General features: G+C 27.1%; 17 protein-coding genes. 12 read left to right on the top strand and 5 right to left on the bottom strand.

The annotated features are described in order from the left end of the window. Positions 1-63: 63 nt before the first annotated feature. From AWN65_RS04870 to AWN65_RS04850, 5 genes are all read left to right on the top strand, one after another. On the top strand, positions 64-606 hold the full coding sequence (locus AWN65_RS04870; RefSeq protein ID WP_060382137.1) for an RNA polymerase sigma factor: 543 nt from the start codon (positions 64-66) through the stop codon (positions 604-606). Positions 607-636: 30 nt separating this feature from the next. Further along, a complete protein-coding gene (locus AWN65_RS04865; protein WP_060382136.1) occupies positions 637-1026 on the top strand; it encodes a hypothetical protein in 390 nt (129 codons plus the stop codon). A gap of 17 nt (positions 1027-1043) precedes the next feature. After that, entirely contained in the window at positions 1044-1490 is a 447-nt protein-coding gene (locus AWN65_RS04860; protein WP_103681671.1) for a sensor of ECF-type sigma factor, read from the top strand. 128 nt (positions 1491-1618) lie between these two features. Continuing rightward, entirely contained in the window at positions 1619-3103 is a 1485-nt protein-coding gene (locus AWN65_RS04855) for an aminotransferase class V-fold PLP-dependent enzyme (protein WP_060383826.1), read from the top strand. 577 nt (positions 3104-3680) lie between these two features. Then, a complete protein-coding gene (locus AWN65_RS04850; protein ID WP_060382134.1) occupies positions 3681-5537 on the top strand; it encodes a DUF349 domain-containing protein in 1857 nt (618 codons plus the stop codon). Positions 5538-6094: 557 nt separating this feature from the next. Here the strand turns inward: AWN65_RS04850 and AWN65_RS04845 are convergent. Then, the gene (locus AWN65_RS04845; RefSeq protein ID WP_158447577.1) at positions 6095-7198 is read right to left on the bottom strand and encodes an SGNH/GDSL hydrolase family protein; all 1104 of its coding nucleotides are present in this window, start codon (positions 7196-7198) and stop codon (positions 6095-6097) included. Positions 7199-7490: 292 nt separating this feature from the next. Here AWN65_RS04845 and AWN65_RS04840 point away from each other — a divergent pair, with 292 nt between their 5' ends. From AWN65_RS04840 to AWN65_RS04825, 4 genes are all read left to right on the top strand, one after another. Further along, positions 7491-7943, top strand: coding sequence for a glucosaminidase domain-containing protein (locus AWN65_RS04840; protein WP_060383825.1), 453 nt, complete (start codon positions 7491-7493; stop codon positions 7941-7943). Positions 7944-8039: 96 nt separating this feature from the next. Further along, positions 8040-10208: an endonuclease MutS2 gene (locus tag AWN65_RS04835; RefSeq protein WP_060382132.1), complete on the top strand. Its 2169-nt coding sequence runs from the start codon at positions 8040-8042 to the stop codon at positions 10206-10208. Positions 10209-10218: 10 nt separating this feature from the next. Beyond that, complete coding sequence (locus tag AWN65_RS04830; protein ID WP_060382131.1) at positions 10219-10632, top strand: thiol-disulfide oxidoreductase DCC family protein; 414 nt, start codon at positions 10219-10221, stop codon at positions 10630-10632. A gap of 9 nt (positions 10633-10641) precedes the next feature. Next, positions 10642-11715, top strand: coding sequence for a DUF3810 domain-containing protein (locus AWN65_RS04825; protein ID WP_060382130.1), 1074 nt, complete (start codon positions 10642-10644; stop codon positions 11713-11715). Between the two features lie 319 nt (positions 11716-12034). Here AWN65_RS04825 and ettA read toward each other — a convergent pair whose 3' ends face one another. From ettA to holA, 3 genes are all read right to left on the bottom strand, one after another. After that, complete coding sequence (gene ettA / locus AWN65_RS04820; protein ID WP_060382129.1) at positions 12035-13723, bottom strand: energy-dependent translational throttle protein EttA; 1689 nt, start codon at positions 13721-13723, stop codon at positions 12035-12037. Between the two features lie 75 nt (positions 13724-13798). Then, complete coding sequence (locus AWN65_RS15015; RefSeq protein WP_060382128.1) at positions 13799-13987, bottom strand: CAL67264 family membrane protein; 189 nt, start codon at positions 13985-13987, stop codon at positions 13799-13801. 47 nt (positions 13988-14034) lie between these two features. Beyond that, a complete protein-coding gene (gene holA / locus AWN65_RS04810) occupies positions 14035-15039 on the bottom strand; it encodes a DNA polymerase III subunit delta (RefSeq protein ID WP_060382127.1) in 1005 nt (334 codons plus the stop codon). Between the two features lie 242 nt (positions 15040-15281). Here holA and AWN65_RS04805 point away from each other — a divergent pair, with 242 nt between their 5' ends. The 3 genes from AWN65_RS04805 to AWN65_RS04790 all read left to right on the top strand — a co-directional run bounded on the left by AWN65_RS04805 (position 15282) and on the right by AWN65_RS04790 (position 18159). Continuing rightward, a complete protein-coding gene (locus tag AWN65_RS04805) occupies positions 15282-15728 on the top strand; it encodes a type I restriction enzyme HsdR N-terminal domain-containing protein (RefSeq protein ID WP_060382126.1) in 447 nt (148 codons plus the stop codon). 568 nt (positions 15729-16296) lie between these two features. Further along, positions 16297-17298: a glycosyltransferase family 2 protein gene (locus AWN65_RS04795; protein ID WP_060382124.1), complete on the top strand. Its 1002-nt coding sequence runs from the start codon at positions 16297-16299 to the stop codon at positions 17296-17298. Positions 17299-17304: 6 nt separating this feature from the next. Beyond that, entirely contained in the window at positions 17305-18159 is an 855-nt protein-coding gene (locus AWN65_RS04790) for an OmpA/MotB family protein (protein WP_060382123.1), read from the top strand. Between the two features lie 410 nt (positions 18160-18569). Here AWN65_RS04790 and AWN65_RS04785 read toward each other — a convergent pair whose 3' ends face one another. Beyond that, positions 18570-19325 carry a LytR/AlgR family response regulator transcription factor gene (locus tag AWN65_RS04785; RefSeq protein ID WP_060382122.1) on the bottom strand — a complete coding sequence of 252 codons (756 nt, stop codon included), beginning with the start codon at positions 19323-19325 and terminating at the stop codon, positions 18570-18572. Positions 19326-19341: the final 16 nt, after the last annotated feature.

Here is a 19341-nt window from a genome sequence, read left to right as displayed (position 1 = left end):
CCTTTTCCATTTAAATTAAACCTTTTTAAATATCTTTAGTCTTATACTCAAACACCTTACATTTTGCAAGACGAAAAATTATTCTTAAATGAACTCCTAAATCCTAAAACTCAAAATGAAGCTTTTAGGAAATTGATTCGTGAGTATCAAAAACCACTATATTACCACATAAGAAATATCGTATCAGATCATGATGATTCAGACGATATTTTACAAAATACATTTATAAAAGTTTTTCAAAATCTCGAAAATTTTAAAGGAGAAAGTAAACTTTATTCATGGATTTATCGTATTGCTACAAATGAAACCATCACATTTTTAAATAGCAAAGCAAGGAAAAAAGGCTTGTCAAATGAAGAATTAAAAGGAAAAATGATAGAAAAATTAGAAGCAGACATACACTTTGACGGAAATGAAATTCAATTAAAACTGCATAAAGCAATAGCCTCCTTACCCGAAAAACAACAACAAGTTTTTAAGATGAAATATTTTCAAGAATTAAAATATGAAGAAATTAGCGAAATATTAAAAACCTCCGTAGGAGCATTAAAAGCCTCCTATTTCCATGCAGTCAAAAAAATTGAATATTTTCTAAACTCAAATTAAACCTTTCCCTTTTATTTTTGTCCTACTAATATGAATCCTATTAATATAAATACAGACCCAAAAATTAATTCCGGATATAAAGTTCCCGATGATTATTTTTTAAATTTTGAAAATCGTCTAATGTCAATAATTAATGACGAAAAAGAAAAAACAAACGTAATTTCATTTTGGAAGAAAAAAAATATTATACTTTATGCAATTGCCACTACAATAATTATTTCAATTTTTACAAATATTTATTTTAATCAAATAGACAATTACACCATCAATTCTACACAAGAATACTTAACCTATGCAGATGATCTAACCACAGAAGAACTAGTTGATTACCTAACAATTGAAGATCTAAAAGATTTAGAAAAAGAAGTTATTCCTATAGATCATCAAACTCCTATTTTTTTAAACGAATACACAAATTAACCAATAAAATGATTGTCATGAAAAAGATAATAACTTTCCTTATAATTATATTAAACCAAATTACTTTTGGACAAGGAAGAGAAGAAAAAATGGAAAAAATAAAAACATTACGTATAGCTTTTATATCCGATAAACTTAATTTAACCTCTGAAGAAGCACAAAAATTTTGGCCTATATTCAATCAATTTGATGATACACAATTGGAACTTCAAAAACAAAAAAAGAAATTAATTCACCAATTAAATACAGAAAATACAAATTCCTTATCAGATAAAGAAATGCAAAACTTAATGGATCAAGAAGAAAAAATAGAAAATGAAATAAGACAAAACAAACGATCATTAGTCAAAAATTTGCAAGGTATTATACCAAATCAAAAAATTATTCAACTAAAACAAATAGAAATAGAGTTCAAACATAAATTACTCAATCAAATAAAAGAACGAAAACAAAAAAGATTTTAAAATTTTATTTCATACTTCAAATACACTTTTTTTATTTTCAATAAAATATTATAATTTATTAATCATTTTTTTAAAAATCTATTTCAAAATAAGTAAATAATGTATATTTGAAACCAAATAAAAAACAAATGATTACAACCGAAAAATCTACAACATTAGAACAATATTTTTTAAAATTTAGAGAAAATATTGTAGGTATTAATCAAGAATTTGATTCTCCTTTTGGAATAAAGAAAATTATTTATACAGATTGGACCGCTTCAGGAAGACTATACAGACCCATTGAAGAAAAAATCTTAAAAGATTTTGGCCCTTTTGTAGCAAATACTCATACCGAAACCACTGTTTCCGGCACTGCTATGACCATAGCTTATCACCAAGCTCGAAAAATCATAAAAAAACATGTAAATGCTGATGAAAACGATGTATTAATTACTGATGGCACAGGAATGACAGGTGTTGTTAATAAGTTTCAAAGAATTTTAGGCTTACGAATTAGCGAAAACTTAAAAAATTATACCAATATACCTAAAGAAATAAAACCTATAGTATTTATATCTCACATGGAACATCATTCTAATCAAACCTCTTGGTTAGAAACAATTGCTGATGTAGTCATAATTCCTGCTAATAAAGAAGGTCTTTTTTGTTTAGAAAATTTCAAGAAAATTGTAGCACAATATAAAGATAGAAGTTTTAAAATAGCTTCCATTACTTCTTGTTCAAACGTTACAGGTATCAAAACGCCTTATCATGAAGTAGCAAAAATTATGCACCAAAATGGAGGTGTTTGCTTTGTCGATTTTGCCTGTTCAGGTCCTTATGTAACAATCAATATGCACCCTGAAGATCAAGAAGCCTATCTAGATGCTATCTTCTTTTCTCCTCATAAATTTTTAGGAGGACCTGGTACCTCAGGCGTGTTAGTTTTTAATAAAAATTTATACAAAAATAATGTCCCTGATTGTCCAGGAGGAGGAACAGTATCTTGGACTAATCCTTGGGGAGAACATAAATACATTGACAATATAGAAGATCGCGAAGATGGAGGCACCCCAGGCTTTCTTCAAGTAATAAAAACAGCATTAGCTATACAATTAAAAGAAAAAATGGGAGTAGCTAATATACTAAAACGCGAAAAAGAAATTGTCGATTATATTTTTAAAGAATTAAACAAAGAAACTAATTTAACCATTTTATCAGGACAACATCAAGAACGATTAGGAGTTATTTCATTTTATATAGATAACCTACATTACAACCTAGGAGTTAAAATATTAAACGATCACTTCGGTATTCAAACTAGGGGTGGTTGTAGTTGTGCCGGTACTTACGGTCATTACTTATTACATGTTGATCAAGATAAATCCAATGCTATTACTTGTAATATAGACTCTGGTGATTTAACTGTTAAACCAGGATGGATAAGAATGTCTATACACCCCACCACTACAAATGAAGAAATTAAATATGTTTGTGATGCCATCATCTCTCTAGCAAAAAATCATAAAGAATGGGGTAAAGATTACCTATACAATCCTAAAACTAATGAATATACACATAAAAATGCCCAGTCCATTGATAATCTTATTAAAAACTGGTTTGAAATTTAAAACAGATAACGTAGTTAAAAATAGAATCTAAACTATCCTATTTTGACCTTAATAAAATAAACAAAAGAAGTATAAACACATTTTCAGCATACTTCTTTTGTTTTTACAAATCATCATAGTTTAGAACGAATCTCTTTTAAAACTATCACCAAAACAATACCAAATAATTTAACAATAGAAGTTACTAATATTCAGCATAAATTTAACACTAAAATGAAAGCATTTAGAAGTAAAAAATTTAGAGCTGTTAGAAATATTTTTTTAGATTAACCAATTTATAAGCTCATTCATAATCAAATAAAAGCTTGTATATCAATAAAATATAGATTATATTAAAAAAAACACCCCCCTAAAAAGCTCAAAAAAAGTTAAAAACAGGATTTTCCTTTAAAAATATATATCAAAATACAACCTATAGTTTATCAATCCAACGTAAGAAAGAGTCTCATAATCAACATTATGTGATTTCTCTCTTTCGTCGAAATGAAAGATTGCGAACTTTTTGGACAGTCTCTTTTTATTTAAATTTGATTTTATTAACTTGTGCAAATATTATTAACTGTAAATATCCTGCAATATGCAAGAAGAAATGAATGATAACCTGCTAAAAGCAGATGGAAATGATCAAAATCTATCGCAATCAGATACTCAATTAGCGATAGAAACCATCGAGAACTTAAATGCAGAAGTAAATGAAGACAATACATTGGAACACGAACATGAAATTCCAATGAAAGATTATCATACCATGAGTATGGATTCCCTAGTGCTAGAATTTGAACAATTATTAGCCCTAGACAAAATTATGGTTATCCGTAATCACATAGAGGAAATAAAATCAGCTTTTTTATCTAAATACAATCATTTTATTGAAGAAAAAAAAGAAGAATTTTTACATGAAAATCCTAATGAAGATTTCGAGTATCATTCCCCTACAAAATCTAAATTTGACTTTCTTTATAACGAATATAAAAATAAAAGAAACGTTTATTTTAAAAATCTTGAAGCTAAGCTAAAATTAAATCTCCAAAATAGATTAAATCTAATAGAAGAACTAAAGACATTACTAACTTCAAATGCTGAAATAAAGGATTTATTGAAACCATTTAACGACATTCGTGATCGTTGGAAAAGTGCTGGTGCAATACCTAAAGACAAATACAATCATGTTTGGAATAATTATCATTTTCATGTAGAAAACTTTTATGATCTACTGCATTTAGATAGAGAAGCACGTGATTTAGAATTTAAACATAATTTAGATAAAAAGCTAAAAATTATAGAAAGAGCTAAAAATCTTTTAAACGAACTAGACGTTTTCAAAGCTTTTAGAGAACTTCAATTATTACATAAAGTTTGGAAAGAAGAAATAGGTCCTGTTTCTAAAGAAAATCGAGAAGAAATTTGGCACGCATTTAGCGAAGTAACCAAACAAATGCACGAAAAACGTGAAAATTTATTTGAACAACAACGCTTAAAAGAAGAAGAAAATTTAGCCACAAAAAAGGATATAATAAATCAAATCTATAAAATTGCCGAAGAAAAAATAACAGCACATTCCTCTTGGCAAGGCCAAATAAACAAAATAGAAACTCTAAGAAAAGCATTTTTTGAAGCAGGAAAAGTTCCTTCAGAAATCAATGAAGAAGTTTGGGCTGATTTTAAAAATGCTGTCCGAAGTTTTAATGCTAACAAAAACTCTTTTTATAAAGATATAAAAAAAGAACAACAAGCTAACTTAGATAAAAAAAACGCCCTAGTTGCTAGAGCAAAAGAATTAATGAATAACGATAACTTTAATGAAACAACCCCTATTATGAAAAAAATCCAAGAAGATTGGAAATTAATAGGTCATGTTCCTAAAAAGTTTTCGGATCATGTTTGGGGAGAATTTAAAGAAGCTTGCAATCACTATTTTGACAGATTAACAGCCTTTAGAAATCAAAATGAAGCAATTGAAATTATTGCTTTTGATAAGAAAAAGGATTATTTAGAAATCGTAAAAACATTGACTCTCTCTGGAGATCATAGAAAAGATTTAGACCTTATAAAAACTCACATAGAAACATGGAAATCCTTTGGCAAAGTACCTTTTTCTAGACGTCATATAGAAGGAAAATTTAACAAAGTATTAGATACTCTTTTTGAAAATTTGACATCAAGTAAACGTGAAGCTGAAATGGTTCGATTTAACAGTCGTTTAGAACAACTAAGCCAAGAAGGTCAACATAAAATAGATGGAGAAAAGATTTTCATTCAAAGAAAAATAGAAGAAGTACAAAATGAAATTTTTCAATTAGAAAACAATATCCAATTCTTCTCAAATGCTAAAAAAGATAATCCAATGATTATTGAAGTAAAGAAAAGTATTGAACGTAATAGAGAAGAATTAACAATGTGGAAAGATAAATTAAAACAAATTTATAATATCTAATCTATATAAAACTTAAAAGAGGGTACAACAAAAAAGAAATATTCAAAATTCTATTTACACTCTCTTAACACAAGAAAAATCATTAACATTAATAACAACTTCCTAAAAGTTGTAAACAAAAAAATTAAGGCTTAGATTTTTATAATCTGAGCCTTTTTTCTAATTCTAAAAATCTCCTTATTGAATACAGTTAAAAACAACACACTTTTTCATATTTTAATTTATACCACTTAAACTTTGAAATTTTCTCATAATACTATTTTTTTAACCTTTAGACTGTCCAAAAAGTTCGCTATCTTGTCAATCGACCAAAGGGAGAAACCACATAATGTTGATTATAAAACGCCTCCTTATGTAGGAGTGACAAACTGTATGTTGATTTAAACACCATCTTACAAAAACAATAAAAATTAGTGTTGGTTTTCAATGCGCTTCGCGTTCGAACTAATAATGATTTCAATTATATACTCAACCGTCTGTTCCAGTTGTTCTTAAAATGAAAAAAAACGTATCGAGAATTTTACTTTTTAATCCAGTAATTTTAAGTTTAAATGGTATTAATTCATTTTAATTGTAGAGAGTGAATTTATATAATTATTCCAACTTTTAGCAAATGCTTCAATAAATAAATACCCCTGTAATTCATATCCTTTTCTAGAATAATGAACAAGATCATTAACTAAAAGTTGATTTTTTGCAAACTCACAACTTCCTTTTAATCCATCTGAAATTTCAAATAAATCCCATAATGCAATTTCATTATCAATACAATAAGCCATAATTGCATCAGAAAAATCTTTTAATTTTTTATTAGGTACTACTTTCTTATAAAAAGAAACAGGAGGAGTTGATAATATAAAAACAGCTTCAGGATTAAATATTTTTATTTTATCAATTGTTTCCTTTATTGACTCTACAAAACTCTCAGGAGTTAAAACAATATTTTGTGCTTCGTTAGTACCCATAGATAAAATATAACAATCTGACTTAACATTTTTAATTTGTTCCCAAAATAAAACTTCAGAATTATAATCAGAATATTTAGCTCCATTTACTCCTATTGCACTATAAATAATTCCTTTATCAATAGAGTTTTCTAAAAATATACCATATAATTTAGTACAAATAGAATCATTGCATATAATATTAAAATTAGACCGAAGACCATCAAATTTAAAATCTAAAACACCATCTTTAACACTATATTTTGCTGTATCTTCAATTAAATTAACATTTTTAATTTCTTTATTTGTAAACAAAGTAAGCTTATCAAATTTATGAAATGTTTCAGTTCCTCTAAACTTAAAATTAATAAGAGAATTGGGTTCTATAGATTCTATCGCAAAACCACTTATACCACAGGGTATTTCTGGATTTTTTTTAATTAATCGACTTCCTTTCCAATTAGAATTTGAACTAAAAATAATATCTGTTGGAGCGTTACTTTTAGCTAATTGATATGGAAATATTAAGCCTCTACCAGCATTCCCAAAATAACGTTGTAATTCAGTACGTATAACTTTAGTAGATATATCAGCTTGTATGTGAGAATCTCCTATATGAACAAATGAAACTTGTTTTAAATTATCTTTTTTTAATTTTAAAAGTTTAAGAAAAAGAGGTTTTAAATGATTTTCATTTATAATTATATTTTTCTCCAAATTTAAATTTATCTTAGGATATAAGGAGTCTGCTTTTTTATATTGAAATAAAGATATATTTTGCCCTGAAACAGTCTGTAAAACAAAATAAATAAATAAAAAAACTCTTTTCTTAAAAGACATAAAATATTAATTCTAAGTTAATTTGTTGATAAAAAGGATGTTTAGAAAACTTTTTTTATTAAATTTGTACCCTACTTCTTCAAAAAGAAGCAATATAATTATTAATCATTTGGCAAATTTGGTCAATATTTTAAGTAATACCAACTTAATTATAAAGAAATTTATGCTTATGAAAAATCTAAAATTATACTTCTTATTTGCTTTTACTTTTCTTAGCTTTTATAACAGCTATTCACAAAGTGAGTCGTACATTAAAGAATATGGTGAAATAGCAGATAAGTTATCCTTTGAATTTGGAATACCAAGATCTATAATTCTAAGTATTGCCATAGTAGAATCAGGCTACGGTAATAGTAAAGTTGCAAAAAGATTAAATAACCACTTTGGAATTAAAGGAAAAAATCAAGTAACTTGGTCTAGTTTTAAGCAATACTCAAGTGTTGAAGATTCTTTTAGAGATTTTTGTTTAAAAATGGCTTCAAAAAAGTTTTATTTAAATCTAAAAGGAAGTGATGATTATTTACTATGGTTAAAAAAAATAAGTTTAACTGGGTATTCAACAAAACCTACTTTATGGAGAAATAAGATCAAAAAAACCATTTTAAAACATAATCTACATTAAAGATAACTTTTAATAAATTTAATTTAAAAGGAGATTGAAAATTCAATCTCCTTTTTTAATTTAAATTGTAAATTTGTGACTACATTAAGAGATAAAATGATTTCAATACATAGTAAAACCTTACAAGATTTAGAATTTCAAACCGTTTTAGAAACCATTTCGGCATATTGTACAACTGAAATAGGAATTGAAAAAACATTACATATAATTCCTTATAAAAATAAAGAAGAACTAACCGATATTTTATTTCAAACCTCTGAATATCGTTCTTCTTTTGATAATAATAACGCCCTACCTAGTCATAATTTTGACCCCATAATAAATGAGCTTAAATTTTTAGCTATAGAAGATAGTTATCTAGAAGCTTCAAGTTTTAAAAAGATTCATTCACTAGCTGAAAACACTAATGCTTTATTAATCTTCTTAAAAAAATTTGATGATTATTATCCTGCTTTACACAAAAAAGCAAGTCAAATAACTATCACAAAAGAAATAACAAAAGCCATTGAGGCTATTTTTGATAAATATGGTGAAATAAAAGATGAGGCTACTCCTACTCTATTAGAAATCCGTAGAAATATGAATTTAGTTAGAGGTAAAGTAAATCAAAGTTTTGGGATGGCACTAAACCAATACAATTCATTAGGTTATTTAGATGAAATTCGAGAAACTGTGGTAGAAAATCGCAGAGTACTAGCTGTTCAAGCAATGTATCGCCGTAAAGTAAAAGGCTCTATATTAGGAAGTTCTAAAACAGGTAGCATTGCTTATATTGAACCTGAATCTACCCTTCGTTATTCTCGTGAACTAGCTAATTTAGAATATGAAGAACGAGAAGAAATTATTAAAATTCTAAAGCAACTAACCAACAATATTCGCCCTTTTCATGAATTATTAACACAATACCAAGATTTTTTAAGTGATCTAGATGTTATTTCGGCCAAAGCTAAATATGCCTTAAAAATAAACGGCTTATTACCTAAAATAAATGAAGAAAAAAGAGTTTTTTTAAAAGAAGCCTTTCACCCTATTTTATTTTTAAATAATAAAGAAAAAGGAAAAACTACCTATCCTCAAACTTTTGAATTTGATCAAAGTAAACGAATCGTTGTTATATCAGGACCTAATGCTGGTGGTAAAACCATTTCTATGAAAACCGTTGGTTTACTACAACTAATGTTACAATCAGGAATACTAATTCCTGTACATGAACGTAGTGAAACGTGCTTATTTGATAGAATTTTAACGGATATTGGAGATAACCAGTCTATTGAAAATCATTTAAGTACTTATAGCTATCGTTTAAAAAACATGAATTACTTTTTAAAAAAATGTAATTCCAACACTTTATTTTTAATTGATGAATTTGGTACAGGTTCCGATCCAGAACTAGGTGGTGCTTTGGCAGAAGTCTTTCTAGAAGAATTTTATCATCGTGAAGCCTTTGGTATTATAACAACTCATTATGCCAATTTAAAAATGTTAGCTAATGAATTACCAAGCGCAACCAATGCTAATATGCTTTTTGATGAAAAATCACTAGAACCTATGTACCAATTAATTATAGGTCAAGCAGGTAGTTCATTTACTTTTGAAGTAGCTCAAAAAAATGGTATTCCTTACGGATTAATTAATCGTGCTAAAAAAAAGGTAGAAGGTAGCAAAATACGATTTGACAAAACCATTTCCTCCCTTCAAAAAGAACGTTCTAAACTAGAAAAAACTTCACAAAATTTAAAAGAAGAAGAAACAAAAGCTCGCCAAGAAAATAAAAAAATGGAAACCATCAATGCCAAAATTCAAGATAAGCTAGAACGCTATCAAGAATTATATGATACTAATCAACGTTTGATTTATATGGGGCAAAAAATAGATGATATTTCTGAAAAATATTTTAATGATAAAAACAAAAAAGATTTAATTGGTGAATTTTTAAAAATGGTAGAAATAGAAAATTCAAAACGTAAAAAAATTACCCTAAAAGAAAAGAAAGTCAAAGAAAAAGTAGAAAAAGAAGTATTAGCAGAAGTAAATATTAAAGTAGAAGAAATTCGGAAAGAGAAAAAAGAAAAGAAAGAAATTGCTAAAAAAATAGAAGAAAACAAACCTAAAGTAGTACTTAAAGTAGGTGATCGTGTTCGCATGATTGACGGTAAGTCTATAGGTACTATTGATAAAATTGAAAAAAACAATGCCATTGTAAATTATGGCTTTTTTACCTCTAAAGTCAGTTTAGAACAATTAGAATATATTCAACCTAAATAATATTAAATTAATGCAGAAACTACCAAAAGATAAACAAATCATACTTTTTGACGGAGTGTGCAATCTTTGTAATTATTGGGTACAATATATCATTAAGCATGACAAAAATGATATTTTTCGTTTTGTAACTTTAGAATCTGAGTTAGGACAAGAAGTACTTCAATATCTGGGAATTAAAAATAGAAATATAGAAAGTATTGTATTATATATTCCCAATCAAGCTTATTATTATAAATCAGAAGCTGTTTTAAAGATTGCACAAAGTTTATCTATTCTAAATTGGTTCTTTATTTTTAAAATAATTCCAATTAACTTACGAGACTTTCTATATGATTTTGTTGCTAAAAATCGTTATAAATGGTATGGAAAAAAAGTAACTTGTATGATCCCTTCTCCAGAGTTAAAAACTAAATTTATTGATTAATTAAAAAACATGAAACCACTAAAAATCAATAATTTAAAAATATCAAAAAATATCTTATTTTTTATATTCTTTGTATTTCAAATATTACTCTTAAAGATATTTTCAAAATTCCCTACTATTGTAGAGCAATATTATAGTAATGGATTTTACCTTATGATTTCAAAATTAAATAGAATTATTTTTGGATGGATTCCTTTTTCTATTGGTGATTGTATTTATATTTTAGCATTAATTTATCTTCCATATTGGTTATATAAAAATCGTAAAATATGTTGGAAAGAAAACACTAAAAATCTCTTTTCTTTTTTAGTAACCATGTATTTTATTTTTCATTTACTTTGGGCTTATAACTATTATCGAATACCTCTTTATAAAAAGATGAATCTTAAAACAGATTATAGTCAAAAAGAACTTTTACAATTTACCCAAAATCTTATACACAAAACAAATAAAATTCAGTTTAAATTAACACGTAATATAAATCAAAAAGTAATCAGTCCTTATACAGCTGTTCAAATATTTGAGTTAGCTCAATCTGGATATATTAATTTAAAAAACAGACATTCTTTTTTTGAGTATAAAAAGACCAGTATAAAAAACTCTTTGTTTAGCTACCCACTAACTTATATGGGGTTTGGAGGTTATTTAAATCCTTTTACAAATGAGGCACAAATAAATAATATGCTTCCATCTTATAATTTACCCGCAATAGTTTGTCATGAAATGGCTCATCAAATCGGGTATTCTAGTGAGAGTGAGTGTAATTTTATTGGATTTCTAGCTACTATCCATAACCAAAATTTATTCTTTCAATACGCCGGTTATACGTATGCTTTACGTTATTGTCTAGTAAATATTGAATCTAAAGATCAAAAAGAACTCAAAAGAATACTACAAACAATCAATCCTGGGATTTTAAAAAACTTTGATGAAAGTAATTTTTTTTGGTCATCACATGAATCTATCATAAATGAAGGTTTTGAAATCTTTTATGATTATTTTTTAAAGCTAAATCAACAGAAAGAGGGTATGAAAAGTTACAGTAAGTTTATTGATTTATTAATTAACTATCAAGAAAATTAATTTTTTAAATTCTATACTTAGACAGATCTTAAGTAAAGTCATTTTTTCATATCATTTATATTTTGAATAAAAATTACTATAAGTACATTGGAGGAGTATCATAATCAACATTGTGTAGTTTCTCTCTTTGGTCTCGATGACAAGATTGCGAACTTTTTGGACAATCTCAAGATTAAAAAATATTATTATGAGGAATTTTCAAAATTTGAATGTTATTATACCTTTTTCACATTATTTTAGGTTTTTTTTTATCATATTATTTAAAAAAACACCCCTAAAAGTATTTTAGGGGATTTAGGAAATTTATTAAAATAATATTTTATCTAACCAATTTTTTATATTTTATTCTGGTTGGTACTAAATCGCCTAGGCGTTTTTTACGATTTTCTTCATAATCTGTAAATCCTCCTTCAAAATAGTATACTTGTGAATCACCTTCAAAAGCTAAAATATGTGTACACACACGGTCTAGGAACCAACGGTCGTGAGAAATAATTACAGCACAACCTGCAAAATTCTCTAAACCTTCTTCTAATGCACGAAGAGTATTTACATCTAAATCATTTGTAGGCTCATCTAATAACAATACGTTACCTTCTTCACGTAGGGTCATTGCTAAATGCAAACGATTACGCTCTCCTCCTGATAATGTTGAAACTTTTTTATTTTGTTCACTACCCGAAAAATTGAATTTAGATAAATAGGCACGCGAATTTACTTGTCGTCCTCCCATCATAATTAATTCTTGACCATCACAGAAATTTTCCCATATAGATTTTTCTGGATCAATGTTTTTATGGGTTTGATCAACGTATGCAATTTTTACAGTTTCTCCTATTTCAAATGAACCTGAATCAGCTTGCTGCTCTCCCATTATCATACGGAAAATGGTTGACTTACCTGCACCATTAGGTCCAATAATTCCCACAATGCCCGCTTGTGGTAGAGTAAAATTTAAATTATCATATAATAATTTATCGCCAAATGCTTTAGCAACATTTTTAGCGTCAATTACATTCGTTCCTAAACGAGGTCCATTAGGTATATATAATTCTAATTTTTCTTCTAATTGTTTAGAGTCTTCATTTAATAAACGATCATAATTTTGAAGACGTGCTTTTTGTTTTGTTTGACGTCCCTTAGCTCCTTGACGAACCCAGTCTAACTCTCGTTCTAAAATCTTACGTCGTTTTGATTCTGTTTTTTCTTCTTGTTCTAATCGTTTGGCTTTTTGATCTAACCAAGATGAGTAGTTTCCTTTCCAAGGAATACCTTCTCCTCTATCTAGTTCAAGAATCCAGCCAGCCACATTATCTAAGAAATAACGATCGTGGGTTACTGCTATAATAGTTCCTTTATATTGTTGTAAATGTTGTTCTAACCAATGAACTGATTCTGCATCTAGGTGGTTAGTAGGCTCGTCTAATAATAGTACATCAGGTTCTTGTAATAATAAACGACATAATGCTACACGACGACGTTCTCCTCCTGATAATACTTTTATTGGCGTATCTGCATCTGGGCAACGAAGTGCATCCATTGCTACTTCAAGTTTATTATCTAGTTCCCAAGCACCACAAGCATCTATTTTATCTTGTAATTCTGCTTGACGATCCATTAGTTTTTGCATTTTATCAGCATTTTCATAAACTTCAGGCAAACCAAACTGATCGTTAATTGTATTAAATTCTTCAAGTAATTTAACGGCTTCTGCTGCTCCTTCTCTAACAATTTCTATTACTGTTTTTTCTTCGTCTAATTGAGGTTCTTGCTCTAAATACCCTACTGTATAACCTGGCGCAAAAACCACGTCTCCTTGGTGATTTTTATCAATCCCTGCTATAATTTTTAATAAAGATGATTTACCTGAACCATTTAATCCTAAAATACCAATTTTAGCACCATAAAAAAAACTTAAATAAATATCTTTTAATACTTGTTTGTTTGTTGAAGAGTAAGTTTTACTTACCTTCGACATTGAAAATATTACTTTCTTATCGTCTGACATAACTATAATTTATAATTTTAAAATTTAGAACTCAAAATAATGATTGAAAACTAAAAACTATGATTGATTATTATTTTAAACTCTTCCTTTTAAAGCATTAAAAACCCAAGCATTAGCAAAAAAACCAATTCCTACTGCACTGAATCCCCATCCTGCTACCTCTGCATAACGATAAATACCTAACCCTATTAAAATTACTCCCATAACAATCATTATAAATGTTGCCCATGCTAGAACTGTATTTTTATTCATTCCTACACTCATTTTAAACTCAATATTTTAATTACTTTAAAGTTGCAAATATCGTAAATTTAGTTAAAAATTTTAACTAACATTTCTTTTAATAAATCATCTTGTGAAAGATTAGTTGCTCCTACTCCTTTACTTTTTAAATCTATATCCTTTAGTGTTGCTACAATACCGCTTACTTTTTTCATAGGATAATTTCGGGCTGCTAATTCGTAGTCTTTTACAAAAAAGGGATTTACTTTTAATACTGATGCCACATTTTTAGGATTTTTATCTTTCAATCCATGATATTGTAATAATTGTGAAAAGAAACTAAACACTAAACCTATGGTTAAAACAATTGGATTATCTTTTGGGTTTTGAGCAAAATGATCTGCTATTTTATATGCTTGAAGCTGATTTCGTTCACCGATTGCTTTTCGTAATTCAAAGGGGTTAAAATCTTTACTGAACCCAATATTTTCTTCTATAATAGCAGGTGTAATAACTTCTCCTTGCTTTAATATTATAGAAAGTTTGTCTATTTCATTGGCAATTCTACTTAAATCAGTTCCTAAAAAATCAACAAACATTTGTACCGCTTTAGGTTCTATTTGTAGTTTTTTACCTTGTAAAACCCGGGTCAACCAAGTACTTACTTGATTTTCATATAACTTTTTACTTTCAAAAACTAATCCGTTTTTCTCTAAAACTTTAGTAACCTTTTTCCTTTTGTCTAATGTTTTATATTTATAACAGAGTACTAAAACTGTGGTATCTTGTGGATTTTCAGCATAAGCTTCTAATTTATCAATGGTACGTGATAATTCTTGAGCTTCTTTTACAATAACTACTTGTTTATCTGCCATCATAGGATAACGTTTCGCATTTCCTACAATATCTTCTATTGTAACATCACGACCATAAAGTATTGTTTGATTAAAATCTCTTTCGTGTTCTTGTAAAATATTTTGTTCTATATATTCTGAAAGTTTATCAATATAATAAGGTTCTTCCCCCATTAAAAAATAAATAGGTTTAATAATTCCTGCCTTTATGTCTTTTATAATCTTTAGTGCTTCATCCATATTTCTTTTTTTAAAGTTTAAATTTTAAACCTAGCTTACGCATTGTCAGTTTATTACAAAAAAATAACTTTGAATCTAAAAAAGTAGTACGTTTTTTATTCTCGATATAATAAAAATATATTTGTATAAAAATTTTCGTGCATTTTTATCCTCTTTGTCTTTTTATCTTCATACAAAAGCTAACGCATAATCCAGATTAAAAAGAACTTGAAACCTGAAAGTAAAAAAACTATTTTTGGAAAATGATAAAATTAAATTTTCCTAGCTATCAATTTCGGTTCAAAAATAACGAAAATAAAGTATCTATTTTTGATGAAATTCGTAAAAAATTTATAATGCTTACACCTGAAGAATGGGTTCGTCAAAATGTAATTCGTTTCTTATTGGAAGAAAAAAAATATCCTAAATCATGTATTAATGTTGAAAAATTAATTAAAATTAATGATTTAATTAAACGGTATGATATTGTTGTTTTTCAACCTAATGGATCTATTTTTTTATTAATAGAATGCAAAGCACCTGAAGTAAAAATTTCACAACAAACTTTTGATCAAATAGCTCGTTATAATTTGGTTTTAAATGCTCAATATTTAATGGTTACAAATGGCTTAAATCATTATTTTTGTAAAATGGATTTTGAAAATGAGAAATATATTTTTTTACATAACCTTCCTGAATATCCTATTTAATTGTGCTTAATAATATCTCACAAAACATAAACGGAAAAAAGTACTCGTTTTATTTTTTAGTACAATCATAGTATTTATTTTAATCCTGAGTATTAATATCCCTAATGTAAAAAATGATGAAATTAAAATAAGAATATTTGACGTTCGTCTTTTGGGTTATTCTTACATTGAAGCAAAAAATTTATTTCACAATTTAGACACAAAAGGTCGTCAAGCTTATTTGTATCAGCAAATTCCCCTAAATTTGATCTTTCCTATTTTATTTGCAATTAGTTTTATCTTTATTTGTTTTCTCAAAAAACTTAATTTATTAGAAACTCAATTTATTTACATAGTTTTATTACCTATCATTTCGGCTTTATTTGATTATACCGAAAACATTTGCATTATCTGCATACTAGAAATCTATCCTATTCTTTCTAAAAATTTAATTGAATTATCGAGTTTTTTTACAATAATTAAAGGTATCTATTACACTATCTCTTTTATTACACTTATTTTTGTAGTTGTAAAATATTTGATTAATTATTAAAAAAATTAAAAGGCTTATTTAGTAAAACTCCTAAATATGAAAAAAATTGCCGTTGTCATACTTAATTGGAATGGACAAAAATTATTAGATCAATTTCTTCCATCAATTATTCAGCATTCTTCAGAAGCAACTATTTATGTTGCAGATAATGCTTCTACTGATCATTCTGTAGAATTTATAAAAACACAATTTCCTTTTGTAAAAATCATACAAAATACAGGGAATTTTGGTTATGCAAAAGGTTATAATGAAGCTTTAAAGTATGTTGAAGAAGATATTTACGCATTAGTAAATTCTGACATAGAAGTAACAAAAGATTGGCTAAACCCCATTATAGATTTATTTGAAAAAGATCTAACAGTTGCTATTGCACAACCTAAAATATTAGATTATAAAAATAAAACTATGTTTGAATATGCAGGTGCTGCTGGAGGGTTTATTGACCGATATGGATTTCCTTTTTGCAGAGGTAGAATTTTTGATACTTTAGAAGAGGACAAAGGTCAATACAACGATATTATTGATATTTTTTGGGCTACAGGTGCTTGTTTTTTTATACGAAAAGACGTGTTTAGAGAACTTAATGGATTGGATTCTGATTTTTTTGCGCATCAAGAAGAAATTGATTTGTGTTGGAGAGCCTTTAATAAAGGTTACCAAACTAAGTATTGTGGATTATCTACTGTTTATCATCTTGGTGGAGGTACTTTAAAAACAGGTTCTCCTCAAAAAACATTTTTAAATTTTAGAAACTCATTGTGGATGATGACTAAAAATCTTCCCACATCAAAATTAATTCCTATCTTGCTTGTAAGAATGCTATTAGATGGAATAGCTGGTATAAAATTTTTAATTGAATTAAAACCTAAACATTTTTGGGCTGTTTTAAAATCACATTACTATTTATACACTAATCTTCCTAAATATTTAAAAAATAGAGATCTAAATCAAAAAGAAAATTATTACAAAATAAATTCTATAGTTTATCGTTATTTTATTAAAAATGGCAAAATTTTTGCTGATCTATATCAAAATTAAAATAAAATGAATAAAACATTTTTAACATTATCACTTTTAGGTCTTTTAACGACCTCATGTGTTTCTAAAAAAAAATATACTGAATTAGAAGCTAAAAATAAAGAAACACAAGATTTGTTGAATACTGCAACTATTAAGTTAAATTCTTGTTTAGAAGAAAAATCGGGACTTAATGCTAGTTTAGCTGCTCTACAAAATGAAAATCAAAATTTAAGAAAAAACACTTCTGATTTGATTAATAGTTCGAAAGAAATGACTGTTTTAACGCAAAAAGGAGCTCAGAATATAGAAAAAGCATTGGAAACAATTAAAGAAAAAGACTTAAAAATTAATCGTTTACAAGATGCTTTAACTAAAAAAGATTCCGTAACCTTGGCACTTGTTACAAGTTTAAAACGTGAAGTAGGAATAGATGATCCAGATATTAATATAAATGTAGAAAAGGGAGTTGTAATGATTTCTATAGCAGATAATTTGTTATTTAAATCAGGCAGCTATGATGTGAGTGATAGGGCTAGAGGAGTGCTAGGAAAGGTTGCCAAAGTGGTTAATAGCAAACCTGATTTTGAGTGTATGGTAGAAGGTCATACTGATAATTTGCCTATAAAAAATAGTGTTTTACTAGACAATTGGGATCTTTCTGTAAAAAGAGCTACCTCTATTGTTCGTGTATTAGAAAAAGATTTAGGCGTAAATCCTAAGCAATTAATACCTGCAGGAAGAAGTTTTCACATTCCATTAGTTGATAATGATACTCCTGAAAATCGTTCTAAAAACAGACGAACAAGAATTATTATCATGCCAAAAATTGATCAATTTTATGAAATGATCGAAAAAGAAATGAAAAACTTAAGTAAATAAAATTAAATAAGAGGATCTATTCAATATTTCCTCTTATTTTTTATCCTTATTATATTTATTTTTTGATTGATCCAAAAAAGACAAATAAAAGTAGGAAATAATTACTCTTCATTACTTTTTCTACTTTTTAATATTCATTAATCTTTTCTCTTTAGGGTTTTATTTGTGTTTTCTAACTTAATTCTTATACCATTTAAACTTTAAATTTTGTTTTTTAAAAATAGTACATCTACAAAAGCAACAAAAATTAATGTTTTTTTTCGATGTGCTTCGCGCTCGAACTAACGATGATTTCAAGTATATACTCAACCATCTATTCGAGTTGTTTTTAAAATAAAAAACGTATAGAAAACTTTACTTTTTAATCTAGTATATTTTAAATTTAAATGGCATTATGAATAAAAATAGTATCAACCTATCCATTTTTTAAAATCATTCACTCTTTCACGAGCAACTATTATTTCATCATCTTTATATGAGGGTAATATTAATTTTAATCTTGAATTACTGTGTAATTGAATTTCTTTAATTGATTTTAAAGGCACAATAAATTTTCTAGATATTCGATAAAAATCTTCTGGATTAAGTTCGTTTTCTAATTGTTCTAAAGTTCCTTCTAATAAATAATCACGATTATCTAGAGTATGCAAATAGGTACCTTTATCTTGACTATAAAAACATTCTATTTCTTGAATTTCAATTAGTTTTAATTGTTGTCCTATTTTTACAGTAAAACGTTTTTTATATTCTTTTTCAACAGGATTTACGAGCATACGCCTAATCATATCAAAATCTAATGAAAGATTTTGTAGAGTTGATGTACGAGATTTAAACTTATGAATAGCTTTCTCTAAATCATCTTCATCAATAGGTTTTAATAAATAATCAATACTATTTAATTTAAAAGCACGTAAGGCATATTCATCATAAGCGGTTGTAAAAATAACAGCACTTTTTATATCAATTGTTTCAAAAATTTCAAATGATAAACCATCTGATAATTGAATATCTAAAAAAATCAAATCGGGGTGTTGATTATTTTGAAACCACTGTATTGCTTCTTCAACAGAATGTAATAATTGATTTACAAGTAGTCCTAATTTTTCTACTTTACGTTGCAATAAACGTGCTGATGGTTTTTCATCTTCTATAATTATAATATTCATTTTTTTAAATATATTT

This window comes from Flavobacterium covae (assembly GCF_001534645.1).
Classification (GTDB): domain Bacteria; phylum Bacteroidota; class Bacteroidia; order Flavobacteriales; family Flavobacteriaceae; genus Flavobacterium; species Flavobacterium covae.
The sequence above is the reverse complement of the archived record's forward strand: the minus strand, read 5'-3'. Positions and strand labels throughout refer to the sequence as shown.